The organism is Paraburkholderia phenoliruptrix, from assembly GCF_902859825.1.
Taxonomy (GTDB): Bacteria; Pseudomonadota; Gammaproteobacteria; order Burkholderiales; family Burkholderiaceae; genus Paraburkholderia; species Paraburkholderia phenoliruptrix.
The window spans coordinates 26,103-51,189 of sequence record NZ_CADIKB010000013.1; the positions used below are offsets into that span (position 1 = coordinate 26,103).

General features: G+C 64.0%; 26 protein-coding genes. 8 read left to right on the top strand and 18 right to left on the bottom strand.

The window, feature by feature from the left end; all coding sequences use genetic code 11:
* The first annotated feature begins 49 nt into the window (after positions 1 to 49).
* Both HV711_RS15400 and HV711_RS15405 read left to right on the top strand, forming a co-directional pair.
* Complete coding sequence (locus HV711_RS15400) at positions 50 to 1,300, top strand: DUF2957 domain-containing protein (RefSeq protein WP_175145139.1); 1,251 nt, start codon at positions 50 to 52, stop codon at positions 1,298 to 1,300.
* Between the two features lie 249 nt (positions 1,301 to 1,549).
* A complete protein-coding gene (locus tag HV711_RS15405; protein WP_035486044.1) occupies positions 1,550 to 2,374 on the top strand; it encodes an OmpW/AlkL family protein in 825 nt (274 codons plus the stop codon).
* Between the two features lie 296 nt (positions 2,375 to 2,670).
* Here HV711_RS15405 and HV711_RS15410 read toward each other — a convergent pair whose 3' ends face one another.
* Complete coding sequence (locus tag HV711_RS15410) at positions 2,671 to 3,306, bottom strand: LysE family translocator (protein ID WP_035486046.1); 636 nt, start codon at positions 3,304 to 3,306, stop codon at positions 2,671 to 2,673.
* A 77-nt stretch (positions 3,307 to 3,383) separates the two neighbouring features.
* Positions 3,384 to 4,253: an NAD(P)-dependent oxidoreductase gene (locus HV711_RS15415; protein ID WP_013589864.1), complete on the bottom strand. Its 870-nt coding sequence runs from the start codon at positions 4,251 to 4,253 to the stop codon at positions 3,384 to 3,386.
* Positions 4,254 to 4,397: 144 nt separating this feature from the next.
* On the opposite strand from HV711_RS15415, the gene HV711_RS15420 reads away from it, so the two are divergent.
* Complete coding sequence (locus tag HV711_RS15420) at positions 4,398 to 5,195, top strand: Mut7-C RNAse domain-containing protein (RefSeq protein WP_035486052.1); 798 nt, start codon at positions 4,398 to 4,400, stop codon at positions 5,193 to 5,195.
* 79 nt (positions 5,196 to 5,274) lie between these two features.
* A complete protein-coding gene (locus HV711_RS15425; protein ID WP_013589866.1) occupies positions 5,275 to 5,553 on the top strand; it encodes a hypothetical protein in 279 nt (92 codons plus the stop codon).
* A gap of 191 nt (positions 5,554 to 5,744) precedes the next feature.
* Here the strand turns inward: HV711_RS15425 and HV711_RS15430 are convergent, their stop codons facing one another.
* The 6 genes from HV711_RS15430 to HV711_RS15455 form a co-directional block, all read right to left on the bottom strand.
* Positions 5,745 to 5,957 carry a hypothetical protein gene (locus tag HV711_RS15430; protein WP_013589867.1) on the bottom strand — a complete coding sequence of 71 codons (213 nt, stop codon included), beginning with the start codon at positions 5,955 to 5,957 and terminating at the stop codon, positions 5,745 to 5,747.
* A 221-nt stretch (positions 5,958 to 6,178) separates the two neighbouring features.
* Positions 6,179 to 6,931: an IclR family transcriptional regulator domain-containing protein gene (locus HV711_RS15435; RefSeq protein WP_035486049.1), complete on the bottom strand. Its 753-nt coding sequence runs from the start codon at positions 6,929 to 6,931 to the stop codon at positions 6,179 to 6,181.
* Positions 6,932 to 7,205: 274 nt separating this feature from the next.
* Positions 7,206 to 7,457, bottom strand: a complete 252-nt coding sequence (locus HV711_RS15440) for a hypothetical protein (protein ID WP_013589869.1) — start codon at positions 7,455 to 7,457, stop codon at positions 7,206 to 7,208.
* 847 nt (positions 7,458 to 8,304) lie between these two features.
* Positions 8,305 to 9,258, bottom strand: coding sequence for an IS5 family transposase (locus HV711_RS15445; protein ID WP_035484719.1), 954 nt, complete (start codon positions 9,256 to 9,258; stop codon positions 8,305 to 8,307).
* A gap of 192 nt (positions 9,259 to 9,450) precedes the next feature.
* Positions 9,451 to 10,185, bottom strand: coding sequence for a DUF2242 domain-containing protein (locus HV711_RS15450; RefSeq protein WP_035484031.1), 735 nt, complete (start codon positions 10,183 to 10,185; stop codon positions 9,451 to 9,453).
* A gap of 225 nt (positions 10,186 to 10,410) precedes the next feature.
* Positions 10,411 to 11,073, bottom strand: coding sequence for a transglycosylase SLT domain-containing protein (locus HV711_RS15455; protein ID WP_035484033.1), 663 nt, complete (start codon positions 11,071 to 11,073; stop codon positions 10,411 to 10,413).
* A gap of 348 nt (positions 11,074 to 11,421) precedes the next feature.
* Here HV711_RS15455 and HV711_RS15460 point away from each other — a divergent pair, with 348 nt between their 5' ends.
* Positions 11,422 to 11,682 carry a DUF6723 family protein gene (locus tag HV711_RS15460; RefSeq protein WP_013589872.1) on the top strand — a complete coding sequence of 87 codons (261 nt, stop codon included), beginning with the start codon at positions 11,422 to 11,424 and terminating at the stop codon, positions 11,680 to 11,682.
* Between the two features lie 132 nt (positions 11,683 to 11,814).
* Here the strand turns inward: HV711_RS15460 and glmS are convergent, their stop codons facing one another.
* The 5 genes from glmS to HV711_RS15485 form a co-directional block, all read right to left on the bottom strand.
* A complete protein-coding gene (gene glmS, locus HV711_RS15465) occupies positions 11,815 to 13,632 on the bottom strand; it encodes a glutamine--fructose-6-phosphate transaminase (isomerizing) (protein WP_028362241.1) in 1,818 nt (605 codons plus the stop codon).
* 63 nt (positions 13,633 to 13,695) lie between these two features.
* Entirely contained in the window at positions 13,696 to 15,057 is a 1,362-nt protein-coding gene (gene glmU / locus HV711_RS15470; protein ID WP_035484035.1) for a bifunctional UDP-N-acetylglucosamine diphosphorylase/glucosamine-1-phosphate N-acetyltransferase GlmU, read from the bottom strand.
* A 128-nt stretch (positions 15,058 to 15,185) separates the two neighbouring features.
* Entirely contained in the window at positions 15,186 to 16,160 is a 975-nt protein-coding gene (ttcA, locus tag HV711_RS15475) for a tRNA 2-thiocytidine(32) synthetase TtcA (protein WP_013589875.1), read from the bottom strand.
* 3 nt (positions 16,161 to 16,163) lie between these two features.
* Positions 16,164 to 16,559, bottom strand: a complete 396-nt coding sequence (locus HV711_RS15480) for a dihydroneopterin aldolase (protein WP_013589876.1) — start codon at positions 16,557 to 16,559, stop codon at positions 16,164 to 16,166.
* 54 nt (positions 16,560 to 16,613) lie between these two features.
* On the bottom strand, positions 16,614 to 17,432 hold the full coding sequence (locus tag HV711_RS15485) for an SDR family oxidoreductase (RefSeq protein ID WP_035484038.1): 819 nt from the start codon (positions 17,430 to 17,432) through the stop codon (positions 16,614 to 16,616).
* Between the two features lie 13 nt (positions 17,433 to 17,445).
* On the opposite strand from HV711_RS15485, the gene HV711_RS15490 reads away from it, so the two are divergent.
* Entirely contained in the window at positions 17,446 to 18,636 is a 1,191-nt protein-coding gene (locus tag HV711_RS15490) for a class I SAM-dependent methyltransferase (RefSeq protein ID WP_035484040.1), read from the top strand.
* A gap of 16 nt (positions 18,637 to 18,652) precedes the next feature.
* Positions 18,653 to 18,847 carry a DUF2905 domain-containing protein gene (locus HV711_RS15495; RefSeq protein ID WP_013589879.1) on the top strand — a complete coding sequence of 65 codons (195 nt, stop codon included), beginning with the start codon at positions 18,653 to 18,655 and terminating at the stop codon, positions 18,845 to 18,847.
* An 85-nt stretch (positions 18,848 to 18,932) separates the two neighbouring features.
* Here HV711_RS15495 and HV711_RS15500 read toward each other — a convergent pair whose 3' ends face one another.
* The 4 genes from HV711_RS15500 to HV711_RS15515 all read right to left on the bottom strand — a co-directional run bounded on the left by HV711_RS15500 (position 18,933) and on the right by HV711_RS15515 (position 23,854).
* A complete protein-coding gene (locus HV711_RS15500; RefSeq protein ID WP_028362245.1) occupies positions 18,933 to 20,165 on the bottom strand; it encodes a multifunctional CCA addition/repair protein in 1,233 nt (410 codons plus the stop codon).
* Positions 20,162 to 20,815 (bottom strand): glutathione S-transferase family protein, encoded by a 654-nt coding sequence (locus tag HV711_RS15505; RefSeq protein WP_013589881.1) that lies wholly within the window; start codon positions 20,813 to 20,815, stop codon positions 20,162 to 20,164. The genes HV711_RS15500 and HV711_RS15505 overlap by 4 nt, the downstream gene beginning before the upstream one ends.
* A gap of 37 nt (positions 20,816 to 20,852) precedes the next feature.
* Positions 20,853 to 21,806: a complex I NDUFA9 subunit family protein gene (locus HV711_RS15510; protein ID WP_013589882.1), complete on the bottom strand. Its 954-nt coding sequence runs from the start codon at positions 21,804 to 21,806 to the stop codon at positions 20,853 to 20,855.
* Between the two features lie 80 nt (positions 21,807 to 21,886).
* Positions 21,887 to 23,854: a lytic transglycosylase domain-containing protein gene (locus HV711_RS15515; RefSeq protein WP_035484043.1), complete on the bottom strand. Its 1,968-nt coding sequence runs from the start codon at positions 23,852 to 23,854 to the stop codon at positions 21,887 to 21,889.
* 77 nt (positions 23,855 to 23,931) lie between these two features.
* Here HV711_RS15515 and HV711_RS15520 point away from each other — a divergent pair, with 77 nt between their 5' ends.
* A complete protein-coding gene (locus HV711_RS15520) occupies positions 23,932 to 24,474 on the top strand; it encodes a 5-formyltetrahydrofolate cyclo-ligase (RefSeq protein ID WP_035484044.1) in 543 nt (180 codons plus the stop codon).
* Between the two features lie 79 nt (positions 24,475 to 24,553).
* On the opposite strand, the gene HV711_RS15525 is transcribed toward HV711_RS15520, so the two are convergent.
* The gene (locus HV711_RS15525; protein ID WP_013589885.1) at positions 24,554 to 25,066 is read right to left on the bottom strand and encodes a winged helix DNA-binding protein; all 513 of its coding nucleotides are present in this window, start codon (positions 25,064 to 25,066) and stop codon (positions 24,554 to 24,556) included.
* Between the last annotated feature and the right edge of the window lie 21 nt (positions 25,067 to 25,087).

Sequence of the window (25,087 nt, forward strand, 5' to 3'; positions counted from 1 at the left end):
GGCTGGACAGGGAGCCGGCCATCTACAACGAAAAAATTCTGGAGGCGGTATGAAATGGAGATTTCTGTCGGTGCTCGCATTAGCGGCACCGTTGCTCGCGGCATGCGGCGGCGGAGGCGGCGGCAATGGCGACGGTCCGGTGACGCAAGTTCGGCTGTGTCCCGCGACGCTGGACTACAACACGGTCTACACGGGCGGCGGCGGTGACGGCGAACTCGTCAAACTGCAGCTCGACACGACGAAGATGACCTGGCAAGTCACCTATGTGGAATCTCCGATTCCGGCGACCACCGGCACCGTCGTGCCGACGCGCGCCGGCCAGACCGCAAGCGGCACGCTGACGCAGGAAACCCTGCTGCCGACCAACAAGCTCAACCAGTGCGCGTTCCGGCTGAACGGCGCGAGCCTCGACCCGAATCGCCCGGCGCGTATTTTCGTCGGCGAAGGCGTGGCGGGCGGCACGATTCCGGGCGCCGAGATTTCGTTCGGCGGCATTCTCGGCGTCGGCGCGGTGCCGGATACCAAGTTTCCGTACTACCCGTTCATCGGTTTCTCGTCGATTGAAACGGATCTTGCGAAGGTGGCCGGCACCTACAACCAGCTCGGCTATCACCAGGTGCCGTCGCAGAATTTCATGCCGGTCGCCGTGGATACGAAGATTACGATCAACGCGGACGGCACGTGGACCGAATGCGACAACTCGGGCGTCAACGCGGGCAAATGCCAGCAGCCGGGCAGCAATTTCGCGCAGGCGTCCGACGGCAGCGGCGCGTTTCAGACCAACAACTTCCAGGGACAGGCGAAACCCACGCTCGCCACCACGCCCGAAGCGCGCGGCTACATGATCGTCGGCAAGCTGCGCAACCAGCTCGTGCCGATTCTGGTGCGCACCGGCGCCGCGAACTCGTCGGTGACCGTGCCGCAAAACGGCGCGCTCGGCCCTTACGCCGACGACGAATCCGGTATCTCCATTCTCGCGCCGCAAAGCGCGCTGGCGCTCAACTCGCAGAACGGCGAGTACATCGGCGTAGATAGCCAGTTCGACTATCGCACCACCGCGCTCGAAGGCACGCAGGCGACGCTGCTCGATCCGTTCAACCCGTCGCAGGCTTCGCTCGCGACGGCGCTGAACCTCGACTTCACGCAGACCGTGCCCGGCGTGGTCACGACGACGCACGTGGGCGCGTCCACGGGCAATACGCCGACCGGAAAGATGATTTTCACGGGCGGCGTGTTCGGCTATCTCGATCTGACCAACGCCGCCTCGCCGTATTTCACGATCGGCGCCTTCGTCCAGTAACCGGCGCGTTCCGCGCCGTCCGCACGCAATGAGGCGTTCGCGCCCCGGCGTTCGTGCCTTGGGCGACGGTGTCCTAGGGCATTCGCGCTCCCGGGCATTTTCGCCGCGCGCATTCATGCACCGGCTTCCGTCCGCGCTGCAGCGCGGCGGCCGGCGCACCGCCTGTTCCGCGCGCGGCTCCGCGGTCTACCCGCCGACGCCCACCGCGCGCGCATGGCGCCCGACGGCCGCTCAAGGAGGAGCAACACCATGAAAAAGATCTGTCTTGCAATACTGGCCGCGTGCCTCTCAGTCAGCGCTCACGCGCAGCACGCGGGCGACAACGTCGCCGTGCTCGGCTGGTTCCACGTCATGCCGAAAGATTCGAGCACGCCGCTGACCACCAACGTCGCGCCAACGCCGATCAACACCCCGCTGCGTCTGCCGAACTCCTTCACGTCAGCGGGCACGAGTCTCTCGACGAACACCGCCAACACGGTCGGCCTCGTCATGAGCCATTACCTGACCGATCACATTGCGGTGACGACCGTGGCGGGCGTGCCCCCCGTGTTCAAGATCTACGGTCACGGCACGATCAAGCCGCCGGGCCCGGCGGGCGCGCTCGGCCAGCAGAATATCGGCGATCCGCAAACCAATCCGATCGTGAAAAGCGTGCGCCAATGGAGCCCGGCCCTGCTCTTTCAGTACTACTTCAATGCGCCGACAGCGAAGTTCAGGCCGTTTATAGGCGTGGGCGTGTCGTACAACTGGTTTTCTGACATTCAGCTGAGCCAGAACTTCGTGCAATCGACGCAGGAGAATCTCGGCGCCATCCTCGCCGCCGGCGCAGGGAAGCCGGGCAAGACGCAGGTGTCGGCGAAGGCGTCGTCGTCGTGGGCGCCGGTGTTCAATGCGGGGCTCGCGTACAACATCACCGACCATTGGGGTCTCGTGGCGTCGGTCACCTACATTCCGCTGAAGACGACGTCGTCCGTCATCATCAAGGCGGCGGACGGCACGGAACTGGGCGTGTCCAAAGCCGAACTGAAAGCCGACCCGATCATTTCCTTCCTCGCGGTTTCCTACAAGTTCTGAGCGGATAGCAACACTGGCAACCCTGCGGCATACGCGTCGCAGCTTCAGGCGCAGTAAGCCGGCGGCCCTCTCAAGGGCCAGCCGGCTCCGTGTTTTTGCAAGACCGGGGAAATTGTGGGCAAAAAAAAGCCCGCCTAAGTTGGCGGGCTGAATCCATATCAGAGGAGACATGGAGGAGACAAGACGAACTATAGCAAATGGTTTGGTGCGACGCAACATGAAAATCAGGGTTGTCCCCTCTTGTTGCGAATTCGCCACATGTGCTTGTTCGGCAGCATGAGTCCCGCCAGAGCCTGTTAATGCCGGACGAGCGCCATCATCGCGCCAAAGCCGACAAACACGCCGCCTGTCAGCCGATTGAACAGACGCGCCACGCTGCGGCTCCTGAGCCGCGTACCGATGCGCGTGCCGAACCCCGCATACACGAGATACCAACTCACTTCGATCACGGCGAACGTGGCGACAAGAATGCCGAACTGCGGCCGCTTGGGCAGCGCGGCGTCGATGAATTGCGGCAGCAGGGCGGCCGCGAACAGAATCGCTTTCGGGTTACTGCCCGCCACCAGAAAGCCGTTGCGAAACAACGCGAACCGCGAATGGGCCGGCTTCGCGGCCAGTTCCTCGACTTGCGACGCGGCGGCCTCGTCGGCGGGTGCGCGCCACGCCTTGATGCCGAGATAGACCAGATAGGTCGCGCCGATCAAACGCAACGCGTTAAAGAGAGCCGGCCACGCTTCGAGAAACACCCCAAGCCCCGCCGCCGATACCGCCAGCATCAGCACCAGCGCCGACAGGCAACCCGCCATGGTGGCACCGGTGCGGCGCAGGCCGTGCCGCGCGCCGTGCGTCATGACGAGCAGCATGTTGGGGCCGGGAATGGCGCACACGACAAAGACAGTGGCCACAAACAGCCACCAGGTATGCAGACTCATCACATCACCGTGTAGAAAATGGGACGGCCATTATCGCCTGTTGCGCGGCCGCTCGCGCGCCGCGCTTGCGGCAATGCTCAGCGGCCGGCGCGGCGGGCCGCCACCTGGCCGAGCACGGCGAAGTCCTTCTCACCGTCGCCGTGCGCGACCGCCTCGATCAGGCTGTCGCGGACAACGCTGGCAATGGGCAGGGGTGTCGTGACTGCGTCGGCCGCGGCGAGCGCGAGGCGCAGGTCCTTGAGTCCCAAGCGGGCCTTGAAGAGCGCCGGCTCGTAGCTGTTTTCCGCGATCATCTTGCCGTAGCCTGCATAGACGGGTCCGGGGAAAATGCCGCTCGTGATCACGTCGAGGAAATCCTGGATCGCGAGACCATGGCCGGAGACAAGCGCGGCGGCTTCGCCGAGCGTCTCGACGGCCGCGCCGAGCATGAAGTTCGCGGCCAGCTTCATGACATTCGCCTGTTGCGGCAGCGAGCCGATGCGCCAGGTTTTCTGACCGATCGCGTCGAACACCGGCTGCACACGGTCGATCGCCTCCGCCGGGCCGCCCGCGACGATCGTCAGCTTGCCCGCCGCGGCGACGTCGGGCCGGCCGAGCACTGGCGCCGCGACGTAATTGATGCCGCGCGACGCGTGCGCGGTCGCGAGTTCCTCGGCCAACGCGACCGAGATCGTCGCCATGTTGACGTGAATGAGCCCGCGCGGCGCATGTTCGAGCAACGACGCCGTCACGACCTCGCGCAGCGCGGCATCGTCGGCGAGCATGGAAAACACAGCGTCGCCGGCAAAAGCGTCGGCTGGCGTCGCGACGATTCGCGCGCCCGCGTCCGCGAGCGCTTGCGCGCGCTCCGGCGAGCGGTTCCACACGCGCACCTGGTGTCCCGCTTTCAGAATGTTTGCAACCATCGCGGCGCCCATCTCGCCGAGACCGATAAAACCGATGTCCATCTGTGGCTCCGTCTTCTAAAGATGTGGAAGTAAAGCACACCCATGCGACAGATGCAGGAAAACGCGGCAACGCGGGCACGCGAACGCGGCGGCGGGGGCGCGCGCCGCCCGGCACGCAACGGCGCGCAGTGCGATACTGCGACGATGGTCACCGCGACTTTCCGCTTCTACGAGGAGCTGAACGATTTTCTCGCCCGGCCGCTGCGCCGGCGCGCGTTTGCCTATGCCTGCGCGCGCGACGCGACCACGAAGCACGCGATCGAGGCGCTCGGCGTGCCGCATACCGAAGTCGAACTGATCCTCGTGAACGGCGAGTCGGTCGGTTTCAACCATCTGCTCGCGGATGGCGACCGCGTCGCCGTGTATCCGAAGTTCGAGGCGCTCGACATCCGCCCGCTGCTGCGCGTGCGCGAGCGGCCGCTGCGCGTCGTGCGCTTCATTGCGGATGCGCATCTCGGCGGCCTCGCCCCGCTGCTGCGGCTGGCGGGCTTCGACACGCTCTACGACAACCATTTCCCCGACGCCCACATCGAAGCGCTGGCCGCCGCCGAAGAGCGCATCGTGCTGACGCGCGACCGCGAGCTGCTGAAACGCCGCGCCATCACGCACGGCTGCTACGTGCGCGCGCTGCGGCCGCGCGAGCAATTGCGCGAGGTGTTCGAACGGCTGGATCTCGCCGGCAGCGCGCAGCCGTTTCGACTCTGTCTGATGTGCAACGCGCCGCTTCGGCGCATCGCGCGCGACGAAGTCGGCGACCGCGCGCCCGATGGCGTCCTGCAGCGCCACAAGCAGTTTGTCACCTGCGACGTATGCCGACGTGTCTTCTGGGAAGGCACCCACTGGCAACGGATGCGAGCTCTGATGGACAGCATGGCGGCCACGCCCGCCCAGTCCGATTCGCTTGATTCCGGTGAATGCGGTGCGCCCGGCGCTTCGGCCTGAAACGCGCCGCGGCGCGCTCGCCCGACGTAACGCCGCGTGCGTACAATGCGGGATTACTTATCTGTCAGAGGCCTGACGTATGGCGATGAAAAAAACCGACCTTGAAAAGAACAAGGCGCTCAAACTGAACAACGCAATGAAGCAGTCCACTGCCGAGCGCTTCGGCAAAGCCGCGGCTGCGGCGCCCAAGGTCGATCGCCGGGAACAGCGCAAGCTCGATCAGGCGCAAGGACTTGTGGCGTTCGCGTGCAAGCTGAACGGTGATCTGGTCGCCGAGCTGAAAGAGCGCGCTGCCACGCATCCAGAAGGCATGACGGGGCTGCTGAACGAAGTCATCAAACGCGGTCTTGCGGGATAAGCATAGCTCGCGAGTGACGAGTGCCGGCGCGGCATGCACGCTTGCTGTCCGCGCGTAGACTGCGATTGCGCCGAGCCGGCGCGATAAACCCGGCTGAATGCAAAAAGGCCAGAGCTTGAGCTCTGGCCTTTTTGCTTGCGGCGCGTCTTGAGTGCGGCTGAAAAGCCGCGCCCGCTGGCGCGACGCGCCTCTTAGTTCTGCGAACCCTTGTCGTTCGTGCCGGCTGCCGATGCCGCTGCCGCGACCGGAGCGCGCTTGCCGTGCGACTTCAGCTTCTTGATGTGATGCTTCTTCGGTGCGCTAGCTGCAGCAGCCGGAGCGGCTGCGTCCGATGCTTGCGCGAAAGCCTGAACCGAGACCAGCGCGATGGATGCAGCTGCGAGCGAGACGATAACTTTTTTCATGTGTTGTTCCCCAAACCTCAACGACTGAGTCAGTGTGAATGAAATAGCTGCACGGTGAAGCAGGGAGGGCTTAGGAGCCTTACCGCTCCCCGCGGGAGAGTATTACCTGGCGTAGGCGGTTTGTCATGCGCAAAACCGGATATGTATTTTCCTGGAGACAGCTTGCTTTCGACATGCTTTCACTCACAAACACCCGATATGGGGAGACGACGCGCCGCGCATCAGACGAGGTTGCGCAGCAGGCTGGCGGTCTCGAGCAGCGTCGGCAGAACGCGGTGTAGCGCCGCGTTGGCCGACTCCTGGCCGATCGGCATGCTGACGCTGATCGCAGCGACGACCGTGCCGTGCCGGTCGCGCAACGGCACGGCAACGCCGCGCACGCCGAGTTCCAGTTGCTGGTCGGTGACCACATAGCCGTTGCGGCGGATTTCGCCGAGCACTTCGCGCAGCCGTTCGACGGTGGAATAGGTGTGCGGTGTGAACACCTTGATCGGGTACGACGCCAGCCATTGCTCGATACTCCCGGGTGCCTGGAACGCCAGCAACACCAATCCCGCCGACGACAAAGGCGCCGGCGCGCGCGAGCCCAGCACGAAGCCGACCGCCATCGCGCGATTCACGCCGTTGCGGGCCACGTAGACCACGTCGTGTTCGTCGAGAATCGCGACGAGCGCCGTCTCCTGAAGCGTCGCCGTGATGCGTTGCAGGAAGGGCTGCACCGTGCGCGGCAAGCGCGCGGAGTCGAGATACGACTGACCGAGCCGGAGAACGCGCGGCGCGAGCCAGAAGAGCTTGCCGTCCGTGTCGACATAGCCGAGCTCGCGCAGCGTCAGCAGATAGCGGCGCGCCGCGGTGCGCGACAGCCCGGCGCGGCCCGCGACGGCGGTCGGCGTCATGCGCGCGTGTTCTTCGTCGAATGCTTCGATGATGGCCAGTGCCTTGGCGGCGCCGGCGATCCAGTCTTTGTCGTCCATCGGGTTGCCATGAGAGTCGGCCGGCTCATGGGCGGTGCGGCAGGCGCCGCGCGCGGGGCCGCTGTGTCGGAGACAGTCGATACAGTCGGTACGGAAAGGCCGGCCACTGCGCGCCATTGTGCCGGAAGCGGCGCGGCCGTTGCGCGGTAATCGCGCACACCGGCGCGATGCCAGGTCGCACTTCGGTTTGCTGCCGCGAGGGACTGGCTGGATTTGCCAGCAGCGGCAATTCACTCGAGCGCCGGGGCTCGACGCATCCGAGCCCCAACAGCGTTCAGGCCGCCCGGGGATGCGCGTACAGGTGCTGGGCGTCGCCCGTCGGCGGAAACACGCACCAGCAACCGTCGTCGTGACGGAAGAAGAAAAGTCCGCGGGAGCCGTTTGCTGCCGACGTTTCAACATGGACATAGCGCCGGCCGCCCACGCGCGTGCGGCTGAATTCGGTGACGTGAACAGCCGCGGAAGGCGCCGGCGCGAGCCACTTCTCGACGAGGAAACGCAACGAGTGTTCGCTCGTGGCTCTCATGACCTGCTCCCAGCCGGTTTGTTCGCCGATGCTTCGCGGACCGTATCCGTGCTGTCGTCGCTTTCGTGACTCTCGCCGGAAGCCTCGTGCCGCTCGGCCGATGCAAGCGCCATCTCCCGGTTAGTGGCGGCCGCCCGCAACGTGCTGCAATGGGCTGCATGCCGGATATCCGAAAGGAGACGGACCAACTGTCGTGCTGTTTTGCGCTTCATTCCACACCCCCGCACTGCACCAATTACTTCAGAGATCACTTTAACTCTATGCCTGGATCGGGCGTTGCCAAACCGGTTTTGACAAAATAGCAACAGTTGCGCTCGCAAAAACACACACGCAATCTTCGTACCGTCCGCCTTCAATTTGCGCGCGACGGGCAAAGCCATCTGTACGCTCGCGAGCAAACGCCAGACGAAAGCCGCACTCGCGCGGAGTGCTGCGCCCGGCCAGTTATCCACACCGGCCTTTGCATAACGTTGGGATAGCGCATGGAACAGCCTGTGCGCCGAATCTTGATAAGGCGGGCACGGCGTCACGCGCCGCAAAACTTATCCCGCTCTGGCCGTCTTTCTGCAGAGCCGTCCCGCGCGGTTATCGGATTCCCATTACCTTGATGTAACGGAAGAATCGGCGGTTATCCACAGAGCGGACTTACCCTTGTTAAGGAAGCTCTGCACAACACGTTTCAAAAAACCTGCGTCCTACACAGACGATGGCAGGACGCGAACAGATGCCGGGGCTGATGTTTTGTCGCGACATGTCGGGCCGCCAATGTCGGTGAGAGAGTCGCTAGGGCGCACGGTTTGTCAAATGGAGCGAGAGCCAGAGGCCCACTTCGTTGTGCGCGGCATCTCTACGCTTTGTGCAGCGCCTTGCGCATCATCCATAAATTGCCCAGCGCAAGTAACGTAGTGATCTGAGCGGTGTTCTTCGCCAGTCCCCGGTATCGCGTCTTTAGGTAACCAAACTGTCGCTTGAGGATTCGGAAAGGATGTTCGACCTTCGCACGAATGCCGGCCTTCAGTCGTTCGATTTTGTCGTAGATTGCATCGACACGGTTCTTCAAGTTCAGTTGTCTTCGCTTGCTGGGTCGCATCGCAACATGCCATCGAGCCGAGCCCTTTTGCTGCCGTTTTTCGATGCCCCGATATCCAGCGTCCGCGTAAACATCTGTTTCTTCGCCGTGCAACAACGATAGTGCTGCGTTGATGTCGTGTACGTTAGCCGCTGTTCCGACGACTGTGTGAACCAGGCCTGAGTCCGCGTCCACGCCGACGTGCGCTTTCATGCCGAAGTACCAGTTGCGGCCTTTCTGGGTCGACTGCATCTCTGGGTCGCGTGAACCGGAGCCGTTCTTCGTCGAGCTAGGCGCTGCAATCAACGTGGCGTCGACAGCCGAACCCGCCTTAAGCATCAAGCCCTTCTCGCTCAATATCTCGTTGACTACCGCGAGGATCTTCGCGGCGATACCATGTGTTTCAAGTAGACGCCGAAACCGCAAGATGGTCGTTTCGTCCGGGAGACGGGTCATCGCACCATCGAGGCCCGCGAACTCGCGATACAGCGGGACATCGTAGAGTGCTTCTTCCATCGCCGGATCCGACAGACCGAACCACTGCTGCATGAAGTGCACCTGCAACATCGTCGCAACCGGAAATGGCGGACGCCCAGTTTTCCCCTTCGGATAATGCGGCTCGATCAACGCAATCAGCCTCGACCAAGGCACGACGCGTCTCATCTCGTCGAGAAACTCGCGCTTGCGCGTGCGTTTGGTTGACAGGTTCAAGCCGAGATGAAGTTGCGTCATCGTGATGCCTCCAAGTCGTTCATCTACTGATAGTATCCCTAACCGTTACTTTAAGAAGGAGTTTTGCAGAGGTTCCTTAACTACTACTACGTATGTATACGAAGAAAGTAAACGACATAGGACAACTGCCGCGGCGCGCTGCGTTTGCAAGCGAAGCGCGCCGCGTTCCGTGGCAACGCAGGGTCTTGGAACTTAACGGAGGGTGCCGGCTTCGCTCGCAGGCGCGAGAGCGGCGGCTTTATTGATCGAGAGGTCGGGGGTTTGCGCTGCGGGTGTCGATAGCGGTGCGGGTGCCGGCGCTATAGCCGGTGCTGTTGCCGTTACTGGCGCAGCCTCCACCGGGACCGGCAACACATGCGTCTCGATGCGGTCATTGACGACAGGCTGAGTCCGCACCACCGTCTGCAGATAATGATCGACGAGACCGAAGAAGCGGTCGTAGAACTTGCCCGACGGAATCGTTTCGCTGGAGATTTTCACCATGGCGTCGCTGTTCGAGCGGATCGGCAACGAGAGCGAACCGAGCACGCTCAGCCCGACGCTCGCCGACGTATCGCTCTTCTTCAGCGCAAAGCCGTTTTGCACCGCATTGACGTAGACGATGCTCGTACTGCTCGCCTCTTCGCCGGGCGTGCAGACCACGTGAAATTCGACGACCACGTGCGTGTCGCCAGACGGCTGGAAGTTCTTGGTCCCGTCGACGGTGTCGTTGCGCGTCATCGTCGTCAAATAGCCTTGGCTCAGCAGTGCGCGGCGCGCGGCTTCGCAGGTGTCGGTCACGCTCGAGTTGAAATTGCGCGCATACGGGCTCGCGCCGGTCTCGAAGAGTTCCTGCTGGAACTTCGGCGTCGGCGCGCTGCTGCATGCGGCGAGCATGAAGAGGCCGCACAGCGAGGCGGCGGGGGTCTTGAAAAGCGAGGTAGGCATGGTCGATCAGAAACGCTGCGTAGACGAGGGGCGAACCGCGAAGGCAATGCATTGTAGAGCGGTTGTCGCGCGTGCGTAAAAAGCGCGCAGCAAAGCCGACCGTGCGCGAATTGCGGCTGTCTTCAAGGTGTGACTGGGAGCAGGATCTCAGCGAGAGTGAGAAGCGCTCAGTTGATGCGTCTGACCAAGACGCGGCGCATGGCAAAAGGCCGTGAGCGCCGGCGTTCAGTTCGATGTCGCCGACAGTCCCGCCGCGCTGACGGCGCCGCTGGCGCCAGCATTGGTGCTCACAGCACCCGCGGAAGGGACAGCAAACGCATTCGTCCAATTGCCCGACGCGGCCGGGCAGCGACCGGCCACGCGCGCATCGCAGACGCCCGCCTGGGCGTCTGCATTTTTCGCTGAGTCTTCCCGGGTGGCGACGTTCGCGAAGTCGCCCGCGCGCAAGCTCACTTTCTGCGCGTAGGCTTGCGAGCCGCCATAACTCTTGAGCGCGGCGTTCATGTCGCCGTTTGCCGAGCGCATGTAGCCGTACAGGATCGCGGAGCCCACCTCGATGTTCGCCGTCGGCTCGGTAAGATCTTTCACGTTGCGCAAAAGCCCGCGGTGCGCACTCGGCACGACCTGCATGAGCCCCGTTGCGCCATTCGCGCCCTTGGCCTTTTCCTTGAAGCGCGATTCGATCGAGATGATGGCCAGCAGCAGCGCAGGCGGCAACGAATATTTCGACGCCGCCGATTGCACGGCATCCGAAATCTTTTCAGCCTTTTCTTTCGCGATGCCGAATTTCTGCGTCAGATACGCGGACACACGGTCGCCATTTTCCTCGGCCATCGCGGATTGCGCGACACCGAGCGAAAGCAGAATCAGGCAGAGTAACCGGTTCATGGCAAACGTCTGAGGAAAAAGTCAGCGCATTATAACCTTGCCTTAAAAATAGGCAGCTAGTGGTTGGGGTGCGGATCCGGGGCTCGGGGTGGGTCGGGAAAGCCGCGATGTCGCCGAGTGCCGGGCGCGTCGGCGTGCTGGAGACGATGGTTTTGAGGGGCTGATAATTTATCTGTTAGTTGCAAATCTGACTCAGGGGAGCACCCGGTCGCCGCGTTCCCCTCAGTGGCGACCCTGCGCCTCCTTGAGATTTGAGACAATGCTGGTCGTGCCACGATAAACCGCCGTCCGTTACGGCGGTTTGCCCCGCGGCAACCGCAGACTGACCGAACACGAGAAGTCCCCAGTATGAGCAAGACCGCATTCATCCCAAGCGTCCCCGCAACGTCTGAGGACGATTTCGAAATTTCGGCGACGTCCCGACTCGCCGGCTATCGGCGCTTCTTCGGCGTATTGAAGGTGGTTCGTACGACGGACGGCCGCGTGCTGTTCCCTTTCGACGGCGCGCCGGAACTCGGCCCCTACCCGACTAAGCTGGAAGCCATCGCCGCCGCGCAGGTCTACGGCGAACACATCGCGACAAGCGACCTCGCCCGGCCGGAGTTGTGAGCGAGCGAGGCCTCGGGACGCGGATTCCTTGGCGACCGCGACATAAGACGGCCGACGGCGCAAAAAAACGCCGGCTATATAGCCGGCGTTTATGTTTGATGCCCTAACTCAATCGCCCACGCGACCCACCCCTCACTCCACCGTGACGGACTTGGCGAGATTCCGCGGCTTATCCACATCCGTGCCTCGCGCGCAGGCCGTGTGATACGCGAGCAACTGCAGCGGTACGACATGCAGGATCGGCGAGAGCAGACCATAGTGCTCCGGCATGCGAATCACGTGGATGCCGTCGTCGTTGACGATCTTCGTGTCCGCATCCGCGAAAACGTACAGCTGGCCGCCGCGGGCGCGCACTTCCTGAATGTTCGATTTCAGCTTCTCCAGCAGCGCGTCGTTCGGCGCCACCGTCACGACCGGCATCGCCTCCGTGACCAGCGCGAGCGGCCCGTGCTTCAACTCGCCCGCCGGATACGCTTCCGCGTGAATATAGGAAATTTCCTTCAGCTTCAAGGCGCCTTCTAGCGCAATCGGATAATGCATGCCGCGTCCGAGGAAGAGCGCATGTTCCTTGCGCGAAAATTCCTCCGACCACGCGATGATCTGCGGCTCCAGCGCCAGCACGCTGTTCAGCGCAGCCGGCAAATGGCGCAGCTGCTTGAAGTATTCGGCTTCCTGCTGCGGGCTCACGCGGCCGCGCAGCTTGGCGAGCGTCACGGCCAGCACGAAGAGCGCGACCAGCTGCGTGGTGAACGCCTTGGTGGAGGCCACGCCGATCTCGCGGCCCGCATGCGTGAGAAACGCCAACTCCGTCTGGCGCACCATTGCGCTCGTGCTGACGTTGCACACGGCCAGCGTATGACGATGCCCCAGTTCCTGCGCGTGCTTGAGCGCCGCGAGCGTATCCGCGGTCTCGCCCGATTGCGAAATGACCACGACGAGCGACTTCGGGTTCGGCACCGACTCGCGGTAGCGATACTCGCTGGCAATTTCGACCTGTGTCGGAATTTTCGCAATCGACTCGAGCCAGTACTTCGCCGTGAGCCCCGAGTAGTAGCTCGTGCCGCACGCAAGAATCAGCAGATTGTCGATGTCCGCGAAGACTTTGTCCGCGCCTTCGCCGAACAGCGACGCCTCGAACGAATCGGATTGCGGAATCGTGTCCGAGATCGCGCGCGGCTGCTCGAAAATTTCCTTCTGCATGAAGTGACGATACGGGCCGAGTTCCACGGCGCCGCCGTAGGCCGCAACCTGCCGCACTTCGCGCCGCGCTTCGTTGCCTTCGCGGTCGGCGATATGCACGCCTTCGAGCGTGAGTTCGCACACGTCGCCTTCCTCGAGGAAGATGAAACGCTCGGTGCTGCCCGCCAGCGCAAGCGCGTCCGAGGCGAGGAAGTTCTCGCCCTCGCCGAGCCCGACCACGAGCGGCGAGCCTTGGCGCGCGCCGACCACGGTATGCGGCTCGTCCTTATGCAGCACTGCAATCGCATACGCGCCGTGCAATTGCGCGACGGCCTCGCGCACAGCCGCGAACAGATCGCCGCGATACAGGCTGTGAATCAGGTGCGCGATAACCTCGGTGTCGGTCTGCGAGACAAACGTGTAACCCTTGCCACGCAACATCTCGCGCAGCGGCTCATAGTTTTCGATGATGCCGTTGTGTACCAACGCGAGCGCATCTTTCGAGAAGATCGGATGCGCGTTGTCGGTCACCGGCGCGCCGTGCGTGGCCCAGCGCGTATGCGCGATGCCCGTGATGCCGCCGAGGTGGCTGTCGCGCACCTGATCGTCGAGATCGGCGACGCGCGCGACGCTGCGCGCGCGCGCCGGGCCGCTGTCGCCCAGCACTGCGACGCCGCACGAGTCGTAGCCGCGATATTCGAGGCGCCGCAGTCCTTCGATCAGGACGGGGACGATATTACGTTGCGCTGCCGCGCCGACAATGCCGCACATGGTCTGTTCCTATTGAGTGCTGGAATTTTGCGGGGCGCGCTTCGCGCCGCCCGCGCCTCTCCGTCAATTTTTCTTTTTGGTCGGGCGCACGTAGCCCGACTTGCTGGTCTGGGTCTTGTCGTTCAGCACGAGCGCGTCCTGCTCGACGTCCTTCCAGACCGTCGTGCCTGCCGCGATTGTCGCGCCGCGCTTCACGCGCACCGGCGCAACCAGTTGCGTGTCGGAGCCGACGAACACATCGTCTTCAATGATCGTCCGGAATTTGTTTGCGCCGTCGTAGTTGCAGGTGATGGTGCCCGCGCCGATATTCACGCGCGCGCCGATGTCCGAGTCGCCGATATACGTGAGATGGTTCGCCTTGGAGCCGTGGCCGAGCACCGCGTTTTTCACCTCGACGAAATTGCCGACATGCGTTTCGTCGCCGAGCGACGCGCCCGGCCGCAGACGCGCATACGGTCCGAGCACGACCTTCGCGCCGACCTGCGCGCCTTCGATATGCGTGAACGCGTCGACCCGCGTGCCCGCGCCGATACTCGCGTTGCGGATCACGCAGTTCGGTCCGATCGTCACATTGTCGGCCAGTATGACGTGGCCTTCGAACACGCAGTTCACGTCGATCGACACGTCGCGGCCGCATTCCAGCGTGCCGCGCACGTCCACGCGCGCCGGATCGGCAAGCGTCACGCCGGCCACGAGCAACGCCTCCGCCACATTGCGCTGATGAATCCGCTCGAGCTCCGCCAACTGCTGCTTGCTGTTCACGCCGAGCGTTTCCCACTCGTCCTGCGGCTGCGTGGTGACGACTTCCAGACCCGCCTCGATGGCCATTTCGACGGCGTCGGTCAGATAGAACTCGCCTTGCGCGTTGTCGTTCTTCAGCGCGGCGAGCCAGCCCGACAGCCGCTCCGTGGGCGCCACGACAATGCCGGTGTTGATTTCGTCGATGAGAAGCTGGTCCGCGCTCGCATCTTTCTGCTCGACGATGCGCGAGACGTTGCCCTGCGGATCGCGCACGATACGGCCGTAGCCCGTCGGATCCGCCAGCGTGACGGTCAGCACGCCGTAGGCGTGACTGCCCGCACGTTCGACGAGCGCCTGCAAGGTGCTCGCGCGCGTGAGCGGCACGTCGCCGTAAAGCACGAGCGTAGGCACCGAGGGATCGAGAAGCGGCAAGGCCTGCTGCACCGCGTGGCCGGTGCCGAGCTGTTGCTCCTGCACGGCGAATTGCAGGTCGGGCGCGGCAACCGTTTCGCGGACCGCTTCCGCCCCATGTCCGATAACGACGACGAGGCGCGTAGGCTTCAGCGTGCGGGCAGTGTCGATGACATGAGCGAGGAGCGGCCGGCCAGCCAGAGGATGGAGCACCTTGGGCAGCGCGGAACGCATGCGCTTACCGGTGCCTGCCGCCAAAATCACGATGTTCATGGCGTCGGCAAATAGACGAGTTTGGAGCCGACGATTCTATCACGCACCCTCTTGCGAAAATGGCCGCGAAAGCGGCCACATTGCAAGCGAAAGTAAGTGCCCAAGCGCCTTTTTTGCAGGAATTCCGGTCAAAGATCGTCAAACTGCACGATCGAGATCGGCCGCGCCGCGCCAAGCGGCGCGCCCTCGTTGGCATCCGTCGAACACGGCTCTTCGTCGAAAGCGATATCGCCTTGCGGGTCGGCCTCGCCGGTCGCGCGCAGGCCGGCGAACGGAAACAGCTTGTGATCCATCAGATGCGACGGAACCACGTTCGACAACGCGTTGAACATGTTCTCGATGCGGCCAGGAAAGCGCTTCTCCCAATCGCGGATCAGCGCCTTCATTTCCGCGCGTTTCAGGTTCGGCTGACTGCCGCACAGGTTGCACGGAATAATCGGGAACTCGCGCAACTCCGCGTACTTTTCCAGATCGGTTTCCTTCACGTAGGCGAGCGGGCGAATCACGATGTTCTTGCCGTCGTCGGATTGCAGCTTTGGCGGCATGCCTTTCAGCTTGCCGCCATAGAACAGATTGAGCAGCAGCGTTTGCAGAATGTCGTCGCGATGATGGCCGAGCGCGATCTTCGTCGCGCCCAGCTCACCCGCCACGCGGTAGAGAATGCCGCGCCGCAGCCGCGAGCACAGCGAGCAGGTGGTTTTGCCTTCCGGCACCAGCCGCTTGACGATGCTGTAGGTGTCCTGATTCTCGATGTGAAACGGAATGTCCAGTTGCTTCAGGTACTCGGGCAGCACGTGTTCCGGAAAGCCGGGCTGCTTCTGGTCGAGATTCACCGCGACGATGTCGAAGTCGATCGGCGCGCGCTCGCGCAAGCGCATCAGAATGTCGAGCATCGCGTAGCTGTCTTTGCCGCCCGACAGGCACACCATCACCTTGTCGCCGTTCTCGATCATGTTGAAGTCGCCGATCGCCTGGCCGACCTGACGCGCGAGCCGCTTGAAGAGCTTGTTGTTCTCGTACGCTTCCTTCTGCTCGCGGCGCGTGAGCGGCGACTTCTGGCGCGCGGCGGGCGTGGTGTCGTCGATGATGTCCGGCGCGTTCATGCCTCAGTCCTCCTTGATGCGGAACACTTCGACGCCCACTGCGTCGCAGTCGGGATAAACATCCGGCTTCTCGGTCGAAACGCGCGCGGCCCGCACCTGCGGATGCGCGAGCATGGTCTTCACGAGGTCGTCGCAGAGCGTTTCCTGCAAGTGAATATGGCCTTGCTCGACGCGGCGCGAAATGGTGGAGCGCATGAAATCATAGTCGACGACCTCGGCCAGCTTGTCCTCCACCGGCGTGGACAGCGCGAGCGGCACGAACAGTTCGACGTTGATCACGACGCGCTGTTCGCCGCGCTTTTCGAAATCGTGCACGCCGATGTTGATGTGCACTTCGTAATTGCGCAGAAAGAGCCGGCGGCAATCGGCGAGCCGGGGATGCGAAAGAGCGGCAAACATGTTCGTTCCAGTCGAAAAAAGCGTGCGTGGCACGCAAAGGGGCGCGGACCTGAGTTAGGCGCCCGTCAAAAACATTACGTCGCGCGGCAGCGGCACGAGGTGCTGCCCGCCGTCGACCACCAGCGTCGTTCCTGTGACGCCGGTTGCGTCCGCGAGATACAGCGCGGCGGCGACAATATCCTCCGGCCGCGACGCGCGGCCCAAAGGCGTTACACGGTGAGCGGCCGCGAAACTTTCCGCGGTCTGGCCGCCGGATTGCATGGTGAGACCCGGCGCGAGCCCGACCACGCGGACTTTCGGCGCCAGCGCCTGCGCGAGCGCGACGGTGGCGGTCTGCAACGCCGCCTTCGACAGCGTGTAGGACAGGTAGTCCGGGTTCATGTTGTACAGCTTCTGGTCCAGCACGTTGATCACCACGCTGCGCTGCGTTTCGTCCGTCAGCGCGACGGGGGGCGTCGCGTCGTACAGCATGCGCGCGAGGACGAGCGGCGCGCCCAGGTTCATCGCGGTCAGCTTGAGCAGCAGCTCATAGCCGACGTTGCACGCCGTGTCTTCCTCGAAGCGCGACGCATTGTTGACGATGCACGCCGGCCGGCCAAGCGCCGCACTACAGGCCGGCAACAAGCCCGCGACCTGCGTCTCGTCGCCCAGCTCGGCGTGCAAAGCCACCGCCCGGCGACCCAGCGCGGTGATTTCTCCGACCACTTCTTCGGCTTCGCGCCGCGAGGCGCCATAGTGCACGGCGACGTCCCAGCCTTGCGCGGCAAAGCCGAGCGCGAGCGCGCGTCCGATGCGGCGCGCGGCGCCGGTAATCAGCACGACGCGCGGCGCGTCGGGCGCGCGGGCGGCGGCGGTGTCCGTAGAAGCGGTCATTTACAATGCGGGAATGAATCCGAAAGCTCACCAACCCGATAGTTTACCTGTTCCCGGCCCGAGCGCGCTGGCGCAGTCCGAGGCGCTCGTCGCGCGGATTCGGGCCGAGCTCGACGACGCCGGCGGCTGGATGCCGTTCGACCGCTACATGGAGCGCGCGCTGTACGCGCCCGGTCTCGGCTATTACAGCGGCGGCGCCCGCAAGTTCGGCCTGCGCGGCGACGACGGCAGCGACTTCGTCACCGCGCCGGAGCTGTCGCCGCTCTTCGCGGCCACGCTCGCGCGCCCCATCGCGGAAGCCTTGCAGGCAAGCGGCACGCGCGACGTGATGGAGTTCGGCGCCGGCACCGGCAAGCTCGCGGCCGGCCTGCTGAACGCGCTGGCAGCGCTGGGCGCGGAGTTCGACAGCTATTCCATTGTCGATCTGTCCGGCGAACTGCGCGAGCGCCAGCGCGAGACCATCGACGCCGCGGCCCCCGCGCTCGCCGGCAAAGTGCGCTGGCTGGACGCGCTGCCCGAGCGCTTCGAAGGCGTGGTGATCGGCAACGAAGTGCTGGACGCCATGCCCGTGCGGCTCTTCGCCTGCGCGGACGGCGCCTGGCGCGAACGCGGCGTGATCTGGCGCGACGGGCGGTTCGCCTTCGAAGACCGACCGGTCGCGGCGTCGGCCGAGCTGGCGCTGCTGTCCGACATCGACACGGCGGGCGGCGATTACATTGCCGAAACGCACGACGCCGCGCGGGCCTTTACGCGAACCATTTGCACGATGCTCGCGCGCGGCGCGGCGTTTTTCATCGACTACGGATTCCCGCGTCACGAGTACTACCACCCGCAGCGCACCCAAGGCACGCTGATGTGCCACTACCGCCATCGCGCGCACGGCGATCCGTTTGTCTATCCCGGCCTGCAGGACATTACCGCGCACGTGGAATTTACCGGCATCGCCGAAGCGGGCGTGGAGACCGGTGCGGACCTGCTCGGCTTCACGTCGCAAGCGCGCTTCCTGCTGAACGCGGGCATGACGGACGCGCTCGCCGAAATCGATCCCGCCGACACCGCGCGCTTTCTGCCCGCGGCGAATGCGGTGCAGAAGCTGCTCTCGGAGGCCGAAATGGGCGAGCTCTTCAAGGTGATCGCATTCTCGCGCGGGCTCGACGACACCCTGCAGGCGTTCTCCAGCGGCGACCGCTCGCACACCTTGTAATGCCGGGCTACGCGCGATGATCCGCTGGCTGCTGACCACCTTTGTCGCCCTGGCTGTGCTGTCGGCCTGCTGGCCGTGGCTGCGCAAGCTGGGCATCGGACGCATGCCGGGCGACGTGACGCTGCGTCTGTTCGGACGCGAATATCATTTCCCGTTCATGTCGACACTGTTGCTGTCGATGCTGCTCTCGCTTATCGCCAGACTTTTGTAGAAGCCGCGCTGCGTGGTGTTGCGCTTGCGCTGCGTTTTCGCCGCGTTTTCGCGGAGGTGCGGCGCGAGCGCGAGCCGCCACACACTCACCCCAGCGCCGCCGCCACCGCGCGCACGCGCTCCTCGTGCACGGCGTCCTTGATCCCCGCCGGCGCATCGGCAAACCGCTTCGCGACAGCGCCCGCATCCACGCCGCGCGCGGCGACGAGCGCGACTCTCAGCCGCTCCGCCTGCGGATACTCCCGCGCCTCGCAACCGAGCCGCCCGCGCGCGTCCGCCTCGCACGCCTGCAAGGCTTCGGCAAAGCGCGAAGGCTTGCGAATCGCGTCGCCGCGCTCCAGCAGCCGCACGAGCGCAGCCGCGCCCATTTCCATCACGCGATGAATGTTGCCGTGCTCGCGCGCGACCAGCAGCGCGAGGTCGCGGCAGTCGTTCGGCACGCGCAGGCGCTCGCACAGCGGCTTGAGCAGATCGACGCTGCGTCCTTCGTGGCCGAGGTGGCGCGGCAGGATGTCTGGCGGCGTAGTGGCCTTGCCGAGGTCGTGCGTCAGCGCGGCGAATCGCACGGGCAGCGCGTAGCCCTGCTGCGCGGCGTGGTCGAGCACCATCATCACGTGCACGCCCGTATCCACCTCCGGGTGATAGTCCGCGCGCTGGGGAACGCCGAAGAGCGCGTCGATCTCCGGCAGAATCCGCGCCAACGCGCCGCACTCGCGCAAAACCGCGAACATGCGCGACGGCTTTTTTTCCATCAGGCCGCGCGACACCTCCTGCCAGACGCGTTCGGCGACGAGCGCGTCCACTTCGCCGTCGGCGACCATCTTGCGCATCAGCGCGAGTGTCTCCGGCGCGACGGTGAAATCTGCGAAGCGCGCAGCGAAACGCGCGATCCGCAAAATGCGCACGGGATCTTCCAGGAACGCGTCGCTGACATGGCGGAAAAGTTTGGCCTGCAAGTCGCGCTGGCCGCCGAACGGATCGACGACCGGCCCGGTCAGCTCGCCGTCGGGGCGCACTTCGCGCGCCATCGCGTTGATGGTCAGGTCGCGGCGCGCGAGGTCTTCTTCGAGCGTCACGTCCGGCGCATAGAAAAACTGGAAGCCGTGATAGCCGGCGGCCGTCTTCCGCTCGGTGCGCGCGAGCGCGTATTCCTCATGCGTCTCGGGATGCAGGAACACCGGAAAGTCTTTGCCCACCGGACGATAACCCTGCGCGACCATCTGCTCGGGCGTCGCGCCGACCACGACGTAATCGCGGTCCTGCACCGGCACGCCGAGCAGTTCGTCGCGAATCGCGCCGCCTACTGCATAGATATTCATGGGCATTCGTCGAGATACGGCACAGCGTAGGTGTCGCTCAACGCGTCGTCGATCCATGCTTTGACCGCCGGCTCTTGCATCAGTCGACGAACATAAGCCTGCGACGTCTCCGACAACGCCGGCTGCCACGTGTTAAAGCGCATGGCCACCGGCGCATACATGGCGTCGGCAATACTGAATTCGCCGAACAGGAACGGCCCACCGTAGGTGGCGAGGCAGTCGCGCCAGATCGTCTCGATACGCGCGATGTCGGCGAGCACGCCGGGCTTCGCGTTCTTGCCGGGAAACGACGCGCGAATGTTCATCCACATGTTCGAGCGCAATTCGCCGAAGCCCGAGTGCATCTCGGCGCTGATGCTGCGGGCGCGCGCGCGCGCCGCCGGGTCGCGCGGCCATAGCGCGTGCTGCGGGAAACGCTCGGCGAGCGTCTCGGCAATGGCGAGCGAGTCCCAGATCGCCTCGCCCGCATCGTCGATCAGACAGGGAATTTTGCCTGGCCCGTTCGGCGCGTGCGCGAGGACCGCGGCATTCGTGCCCGGCTGGTTCAGATGAATCAGCACTTCGTCGAACGCAATGCCGAAGTGCTTCAGCAGCAGCCATGGCCGCATCGACCACGATGAATAGTTCTTGTCACCAATAAGCAGCTTCATGCCGGTTCGTATGAAGAGTGGAAAAAAGTAAAAGAGATCAGCGCCCGGCGCTCGCGCGGAATGCATCGAAACGCGAACGTGACGACGCACCGGTCAGATAGACGGGCGCAATGGTTTCGATGCTGGCGGGCTCGATGCCCAGCTCGGGCGCAAGCGGGCGGCTCAGCACGTTGTCGACTTTCATGGAGTCGAGATTGTCGCGCGTGATAACCGGTTCGCCCGGCGCCATTTCGAAGGTCATCGCCTGCATGCGCGCGAGCGCGTCGGGCAGACGGATGATGCTCGCGTGCCGGCCGATCACGTCGCCGCAATATTTGACTAGCTGTTCGAGCGTATACACGCTCGGGCCGCCGAGTTCATAGGTCTTGCCGTTGGCCGCGTCGAGATCGAGCACATTGACAATGGCTTTGGCCACGTCGCCGACATAAACGGGCTGAAACTTCGCGTCCGGCATGGCCAGCGGGATCACCGGAAAGATGCGCTGCAAAAACGCGAACTTGTTCAGGAACTGGTCTTCGGGCCCGAACACCACCGACGGCCGGAACACCGTCCATGCAAGATTCGCCGCGTGCACCGCTTTCTCGCCGTCGCCCTTCGAGCGCGAGTACATGCTCGGGCCGTTCGAGTCCGCGCCGAGCGCGCTCAGATGAATCAGCCGATGCACGCCCTTGCCTTCGCAAGCCGCGGCGATTCGCGTGGGCAGTTCGACATGCGCGCGCGCGAATTCGGGACCGTAGGGCGTGCGGCGTTTGCCGTGCAGCGTGCCGACCAGGTTGATCACGCAGTCGGTGCCTTCGACAAAGCGCGCAAGCTGCACCGGATCGAACACATCGGTTTCGATCACGTCGATAGGCAGCAGCGTGAGATGGCGCGCGTTGTAGCGCCGCCGCGTGGCGATGCGCACGTCTTTGCCCATTTCAACGAGGGCGTTGACGAGATGGCTTCCGATAAACCCGGAACCGCCGATGATCGCAATGGCTTTATGTCGCATTTTCGACTCCCTGGTGGAAGCCGCGGCAACGGCTGGCGAGGCGCGCCGCCGCCTCGCAGGAGGCAGCGGCGGCACGGCGCTTACGGTGCAATGTAACCCAGACGCGCCTTCAGCGATTGCGGACGGCCTTCGAACAATGCCGCGTAGTAGACCGTGTTGGACAACACATTCTTAACGTAGTCGCGCGTTTCCTGGAACGGAATCGCCTCGGCGAAGATGGCGCCTTCAACCGGATGCTGCAACGACTGCCGCCAGTTGCGCGGACGGCCCGGACCGGCGTTGTAACCCGCGGTGGCCAGCACGGCGGAACCATCGAACTGATTGTAGATCATCGACAGATAGTTCGTGCCGAGCAGGATGTTGGTGTTGATGTCGTTCATCTGCTCGCGCGAAATCGGGCCGAGGCCGATCCTTTTCGCGACGAGTTGCGCCGTGCCCGGCATCAACTGCATCAAACCGCCCGCGCCGACTTCGGAACGCGCGTTGATGATAAAGCGCGATTCCTGGCGAATCAGCCCGTACGCCCATTCCACGTCCAGACCGGTGGACTGCGCATCGCGCTCGACAATATCGCGGAACGGCGATAGATAGCGCAGAGAGAAATCGTGCTCGGTTTTCGTGCGGTCGGCCGTGTTGACGGTGCGGTCGTACAGCTGGATGCGGCGTGCGTACTCGGCAGCGGCGAGCAACTGACGATCGCTCATGTTGCGCAGCGGCCAGTTCCATTCGCGATTGCCTTCCAGACGCAGATTCAGCGCGTAGAAGCGCTGGGCGAGGTCGAAGCCGGGCGTGTTGCCGGCCTGCTGGACTTCGGCATCGGTCACCGAGGTTTTGGGCGGCGCCACGATCTTCTGGCCGAGTTCTTCTGCGGCGAGCTGGCCGTAGAAATTGAAGCCCTGCGAGATCGACTCGAATTCCTGGTTGGCCGTAGTCGTGTCGCCCGCCTGCTTGAGCGCGCGGGCGTGCCAGTAAATCCACGACGGCTGGTTGCGCAGCGCCGCCGGCATCTGCTCGATCGACCAGCGCACCATGTTCCAGTCGCCGGCGAGAAGTGCCGTGCGCGTGCGCCATTCGTACGCGGGATTGGAGAGCGGCGCGTTCGCCGACAGGCGGTACCAGTCGGTCGCGCTCGGCATCTGCTTCGCGGCGGCCTGATAGGCAATCGTGCCCCAGCCGATGGCGCGCTCCGGCGAATTCAGCGAAGGCGCGACCGACGCAAAGGTGGCCGCCGCCATGGCCGGATCGTTGCGCGCCATGCGCGTGATCGCGAGCAACGCCAGCTGATGCGATTGCGGATCGGCACCGACGCCGCGCGCGAGCAGCAACGGCGGCGTATTCGCCGCCTGGCCGAACAGCACGGGATCGGGCGCGTGGTCGCCCAGCGCGTCGACGAGCTTGCTGCCGACATTCGTGTAGTTCTGCTCGTACGCGAGACGGATCTGCTGCCAGATGTCGTCGGTACTGAACTGCTTGTTGACGCCGAGCATCGTGATCAGGTCGACGCAGCCGTCGCCGTACCATTTCGGATCGACGAGCAGCGCGCGCGCCGCGTCTGCGACATTCTCGCCGCGCGACGCACGCGATTCGAGCGCGTAGCACTTCACCTGCGTGTCGTCGTTCAGGACAAAGCGCGCATATTGCTGATCGAAGTTGCGCCAGTCGTGACGCGTGCCGAGCACCGTCAGATAGTCGTTACGCATGCGGTCGGCAATGGCCTGACCGTCGTATTTCTGCAGGAACGCGAGCACCGGCGCATCCGGCGCGTCGACGCGCGCATGGCCGCCCGAATCGAAAAGCTGCGGCTTGAGCTGGAAATACTCCAGATACGAAGGCGCCGGATAGCCCGGAATCATGCTCGCGAGCTGCGCCGCGCGCGCCGCGTCGTTATTGCGGGCAGCCTCGCGCAACTGGACGAAAATCTGGTCGTCGTTGGTGAGCTGCGAAATGGGAAGTGGTTTGACGGCTGACGCGGTGCTGCATGCGACGAGAGCGGCTGCGGCAAGCGCCATACCGGCCGCGCGATATACTCGAAAAAGACTTTTTGACATCGTTGTTTCTGGAGCGCGAATTGAACCCAAGCATAGCATGCAACCCTTCCGCCGAATCGAAAAAGGCGCTGCGTCGAATGCTATTGGAAGCAAGGCTGCAAGCGGCTTCCGAGCCGACGAACAATGCCGCGCTCGGGCGCCGCGTGCTCGACGCGCTGAAGCATTTCGATGTCAAAAGCGTGGGGTTCTACTGGCCGCTCGCCGGCGAATTCGATGCGCGCGCAGCGGTCTCCATCTGGCTGACGGGCGGCTCGCCGCGCGAAGCCAGTCTGCCGATCATCAGGGAACGCGGCTTGCCGCTCGAGTTCCACGCGTGGTCGCCCGACGCGCCGATGAAGATCGGCCACCACAAGATTGCCGAGCCGGCAACGGAACGCCTCGTGATTCCCGAGCTGCTGCTCGTGCCCTGCGTGGGTTTCGACGCCGACGGCTACCGGCTCGGCTACGGCGGCGGCTATTACGACCGCACGCTCGCCGGCTGGCCCGGCGCGACGAGGCCGATTACGGTAGGTGTCGCATATGAAGCGTGCCGCACGCTCGCGCTCGAACGCGAGGCGCACGACATTCCCCTAGACATGATCGTCACCGAGACGGGGCTGCATGCGCGAGCCGCCGCTTAAGCCGAGCGAAGCGCGCAGCGCGCGCGTTCGCTCGCTCTACGCTGAGGTGCATTGACGCGTCAGGCCGCGCGCCTCTTCTTTATAACGACGCCGCCGCGCGCGCGGCCGTGTCGTACATGCCCGACGCACTGCGCATCAATTGCGCCGCCTCGCCGATCTGCTCGTTAGTGAGGCCGCTTTCCTTCAGCGTCGAAATGAGGCAGCTTTCGCGCACCTCGCGATACTTGAGGCATAGCGCGCGGCCCGCCTCCGTCGCCGAAAAGAACACTTCCTTGCCGGTCTTTTCGCTTTTTACATACCCTCTAGCTACGAGCTTCTTCAGCGCATAGGTTGCGACGTGCGTGTCTTCGATATTCAGCACGAAGCAGATGTCGGCCAGCTTCTTGCGACGCTCGCGATGACTCACGTGATGCAGCAGCGAGACTTCGATGGCGGTCATGTCCTTTTCCCCCGCCGCCGACATGCAGCGCACCATCCATCGGTTGAATGCGTTGCCGGCCATGATGAGCGCGTACTCGAGCTCGGACAGCTCCGCGCTCGTGTCGGACACGAGATGTTCCGACGAGACGATCTTGGTGGGATGCCGCGACATGTGAATTTCTCAGAAAACGAA

Excerpts from the sequence above, each read along its gene's own strand:
- HV711_RS15400 (WP_175145139.1), top strand. The coding sequence starts at position 50 with ATGAAATGGAGATTTCTGTCGGTGCTCGCATTAGCGGCACCGTTGCTC.
- HV711_RS15405 (WP_035486044.1), top strand. The coding sequence starts at position 1,550 with ATGAAAAAGATCTGTCTTGCAATACTGGCCGCGTGCCTCTCAGTCAGC.
- HV711_RS15410 (WP_035486046.1), bottom strand. The coding sequence starts at position 3,306 with ATGAGTCTGCATACCTGGTGGCTGTTTGTGGCCACTGTCTTTGTCGTG.
- HV711_RS15415 (WP_013589864.1), bottom strand. The coding sequence starts at position 4,253 with ATGGACATCGGTTTTATCGGTCTCGGCGAGATGGGCGCCGCGATGGTT.
- HV711_RS15420 (WP_035486052.1), top strand. The coding sequence starts at position 4,398 with ATGGTCACCGCGACTTTCCGCTTCTACGAGGAGCTGAACGATTTTCTC.
- HV711_RS15425 (WP_013589866.1), top strand. The coding sequence starts at position 5,275 with ATGGCGATGAAAAAAACCGACCTTGAAAAGAACAAGGCGCTCAAACTG.
- HV711_RS15430 (WP_013589867.1), bottom strand. The coding sequence starts at position 5,957 with ATGAAAAAAGTTATCGTCTCGCTCGCAGCTGCATCCATCGCGCTGGTC.
- HV711_RS15435 (WP_035486049.1), bottom strand. The coding sequence starts at position 6,931 with ATGGACGACAAAGACTGGATCGCCGGCGCCGCCAAGGCACTGGCCATC.
- HV711_RS15440 (WP_013589869.1), bottom strand. The coding sequence starts at position 7,457 with ATGAGAGCCACGAGCGAACACTCGTTGCGTTTCCTCGTCGAGAAGTGG.
- HV711_RS15445 (WP_035484719.1), bottom strand. The coding sequence starts at position 9,258 with ATGACGCAACTTCATCTCGGCTTGAACCTGTCAACCAAACGCACGCGC.
- HV711_RS15450 (WP_035484031.1), bottom strand. The coding sequence starts at position 10,185 with ATGCCTACCTCGCTTTTCAAGACCCCCGCCGCCTCGCTGTGCGGCCTC.
- HV711_RS15455 (WP_035484033.1), bottom strand. The coding sequence starts at position 11,073 with ATGAACCGGTTACTCTGCCTGATTCTGCTTTCGCTCGGTGTCGCGCAA.
- HV711_RS15460 (WP_013589872.1), top strand. The coding sequence starts at position 11,422 with ATGAGCAAGACCGCATTCATCCCAAGCGTCCCCGCAACGTCTGAGGAC.
- glmS (WP_028362241.1), bottom strand. The coding sequence starts at position 13,632 with ATGTGCGGCATTGTCGGCGCGGCAGCGCAACGTAATATCGTCCCCGTC.
- glmU (WP_035484035.1), bottom strand. The coding sequence starts at position 15,057 with ATGAACATCGTGATTTTGGCGGCAGGCACCGGTAAGCGCATGCGTTCC.
- ttcA (WP_013589875.1), bottom strand. The coding sequence starts at position 16,160 with ATGAACGCGCCGGACATCATCGACGACACCACGCCCGCCGCGCGCCAG.
- HV711_RS15480 (WP_013589876.1), bottom strand. The coding sequence starts at position 16,559 with ATGTTTGCCGCTCTTTCGCATCCCCGGCTCGCCGATTGCCGCCGGCTC.
- HV711_RS15485 (WP_035484038.1), bottom strand. The coding sequence starts at position 17,432 with ATGACCGCTTCTACGGACACCGCCGCCGCCCGCGCGCCCGACGCGCCG.
- HV711_RS15490 (WP_035484040.1), top strand. The coding sequence starts at position 17,446 with ATGAATCCGAAAGCTCACCAACCCGATAGTTTACCTGTTCCCGGCCCG.
- HV711_RS15495 (WP_013589879.1), top strand. The coding sequence starts at position 18,653 with ATGATCCGCTGGCTGCTGACCACCTTTGTCGCCCTGGCTGTGCTGTCG.
- HV711_RS15500 (WP_028362245.1), bottom strand. The coding sequence starts at position 20,165 with ATGAATATCTATGCAGTAGGCGGCGCGATTCGCGACGAACTGCTCGGC.
- HV711_RS15505 (WP_013589881.1), bottom strand. The coding sequence starts at position 20,815 with ATGAAGCTGCTTATTGGTGACAAGAACTATTCATCGTGGTCGATGCGG.
- HV711_RS15510 (WP_013589882.1), bottom strand. The coding sequence starts at position 21,806 with ATGCGACATAAAGCCATTGCGATCATCGGCGGTTCCGGGTTTATCGGA.
- HV711_RS15515 (WP_035484043.1), bottom strand. The coding sequence starts at position 23,854 with ATGTCAAAAAGTCTTTTTCGAGTATATCGCGCGGCCGGTATGGCGCTT.
- HV711_RS15520 (WP_035484044.1), top strand. The coding sequence starts at position 23,932 with ATGCTATTGGAAGCAAGGCTGCAAGCGGCTTCCGAGCCGACGAACAAT.
- HV711_RS15525 (WP_013589885.1), bottom strand. The coding sequence starts at position 25,066 with ATGTCGCGGCATCCCACCAAGATCGTCTCGTCGGAACATCTCGTGTCC.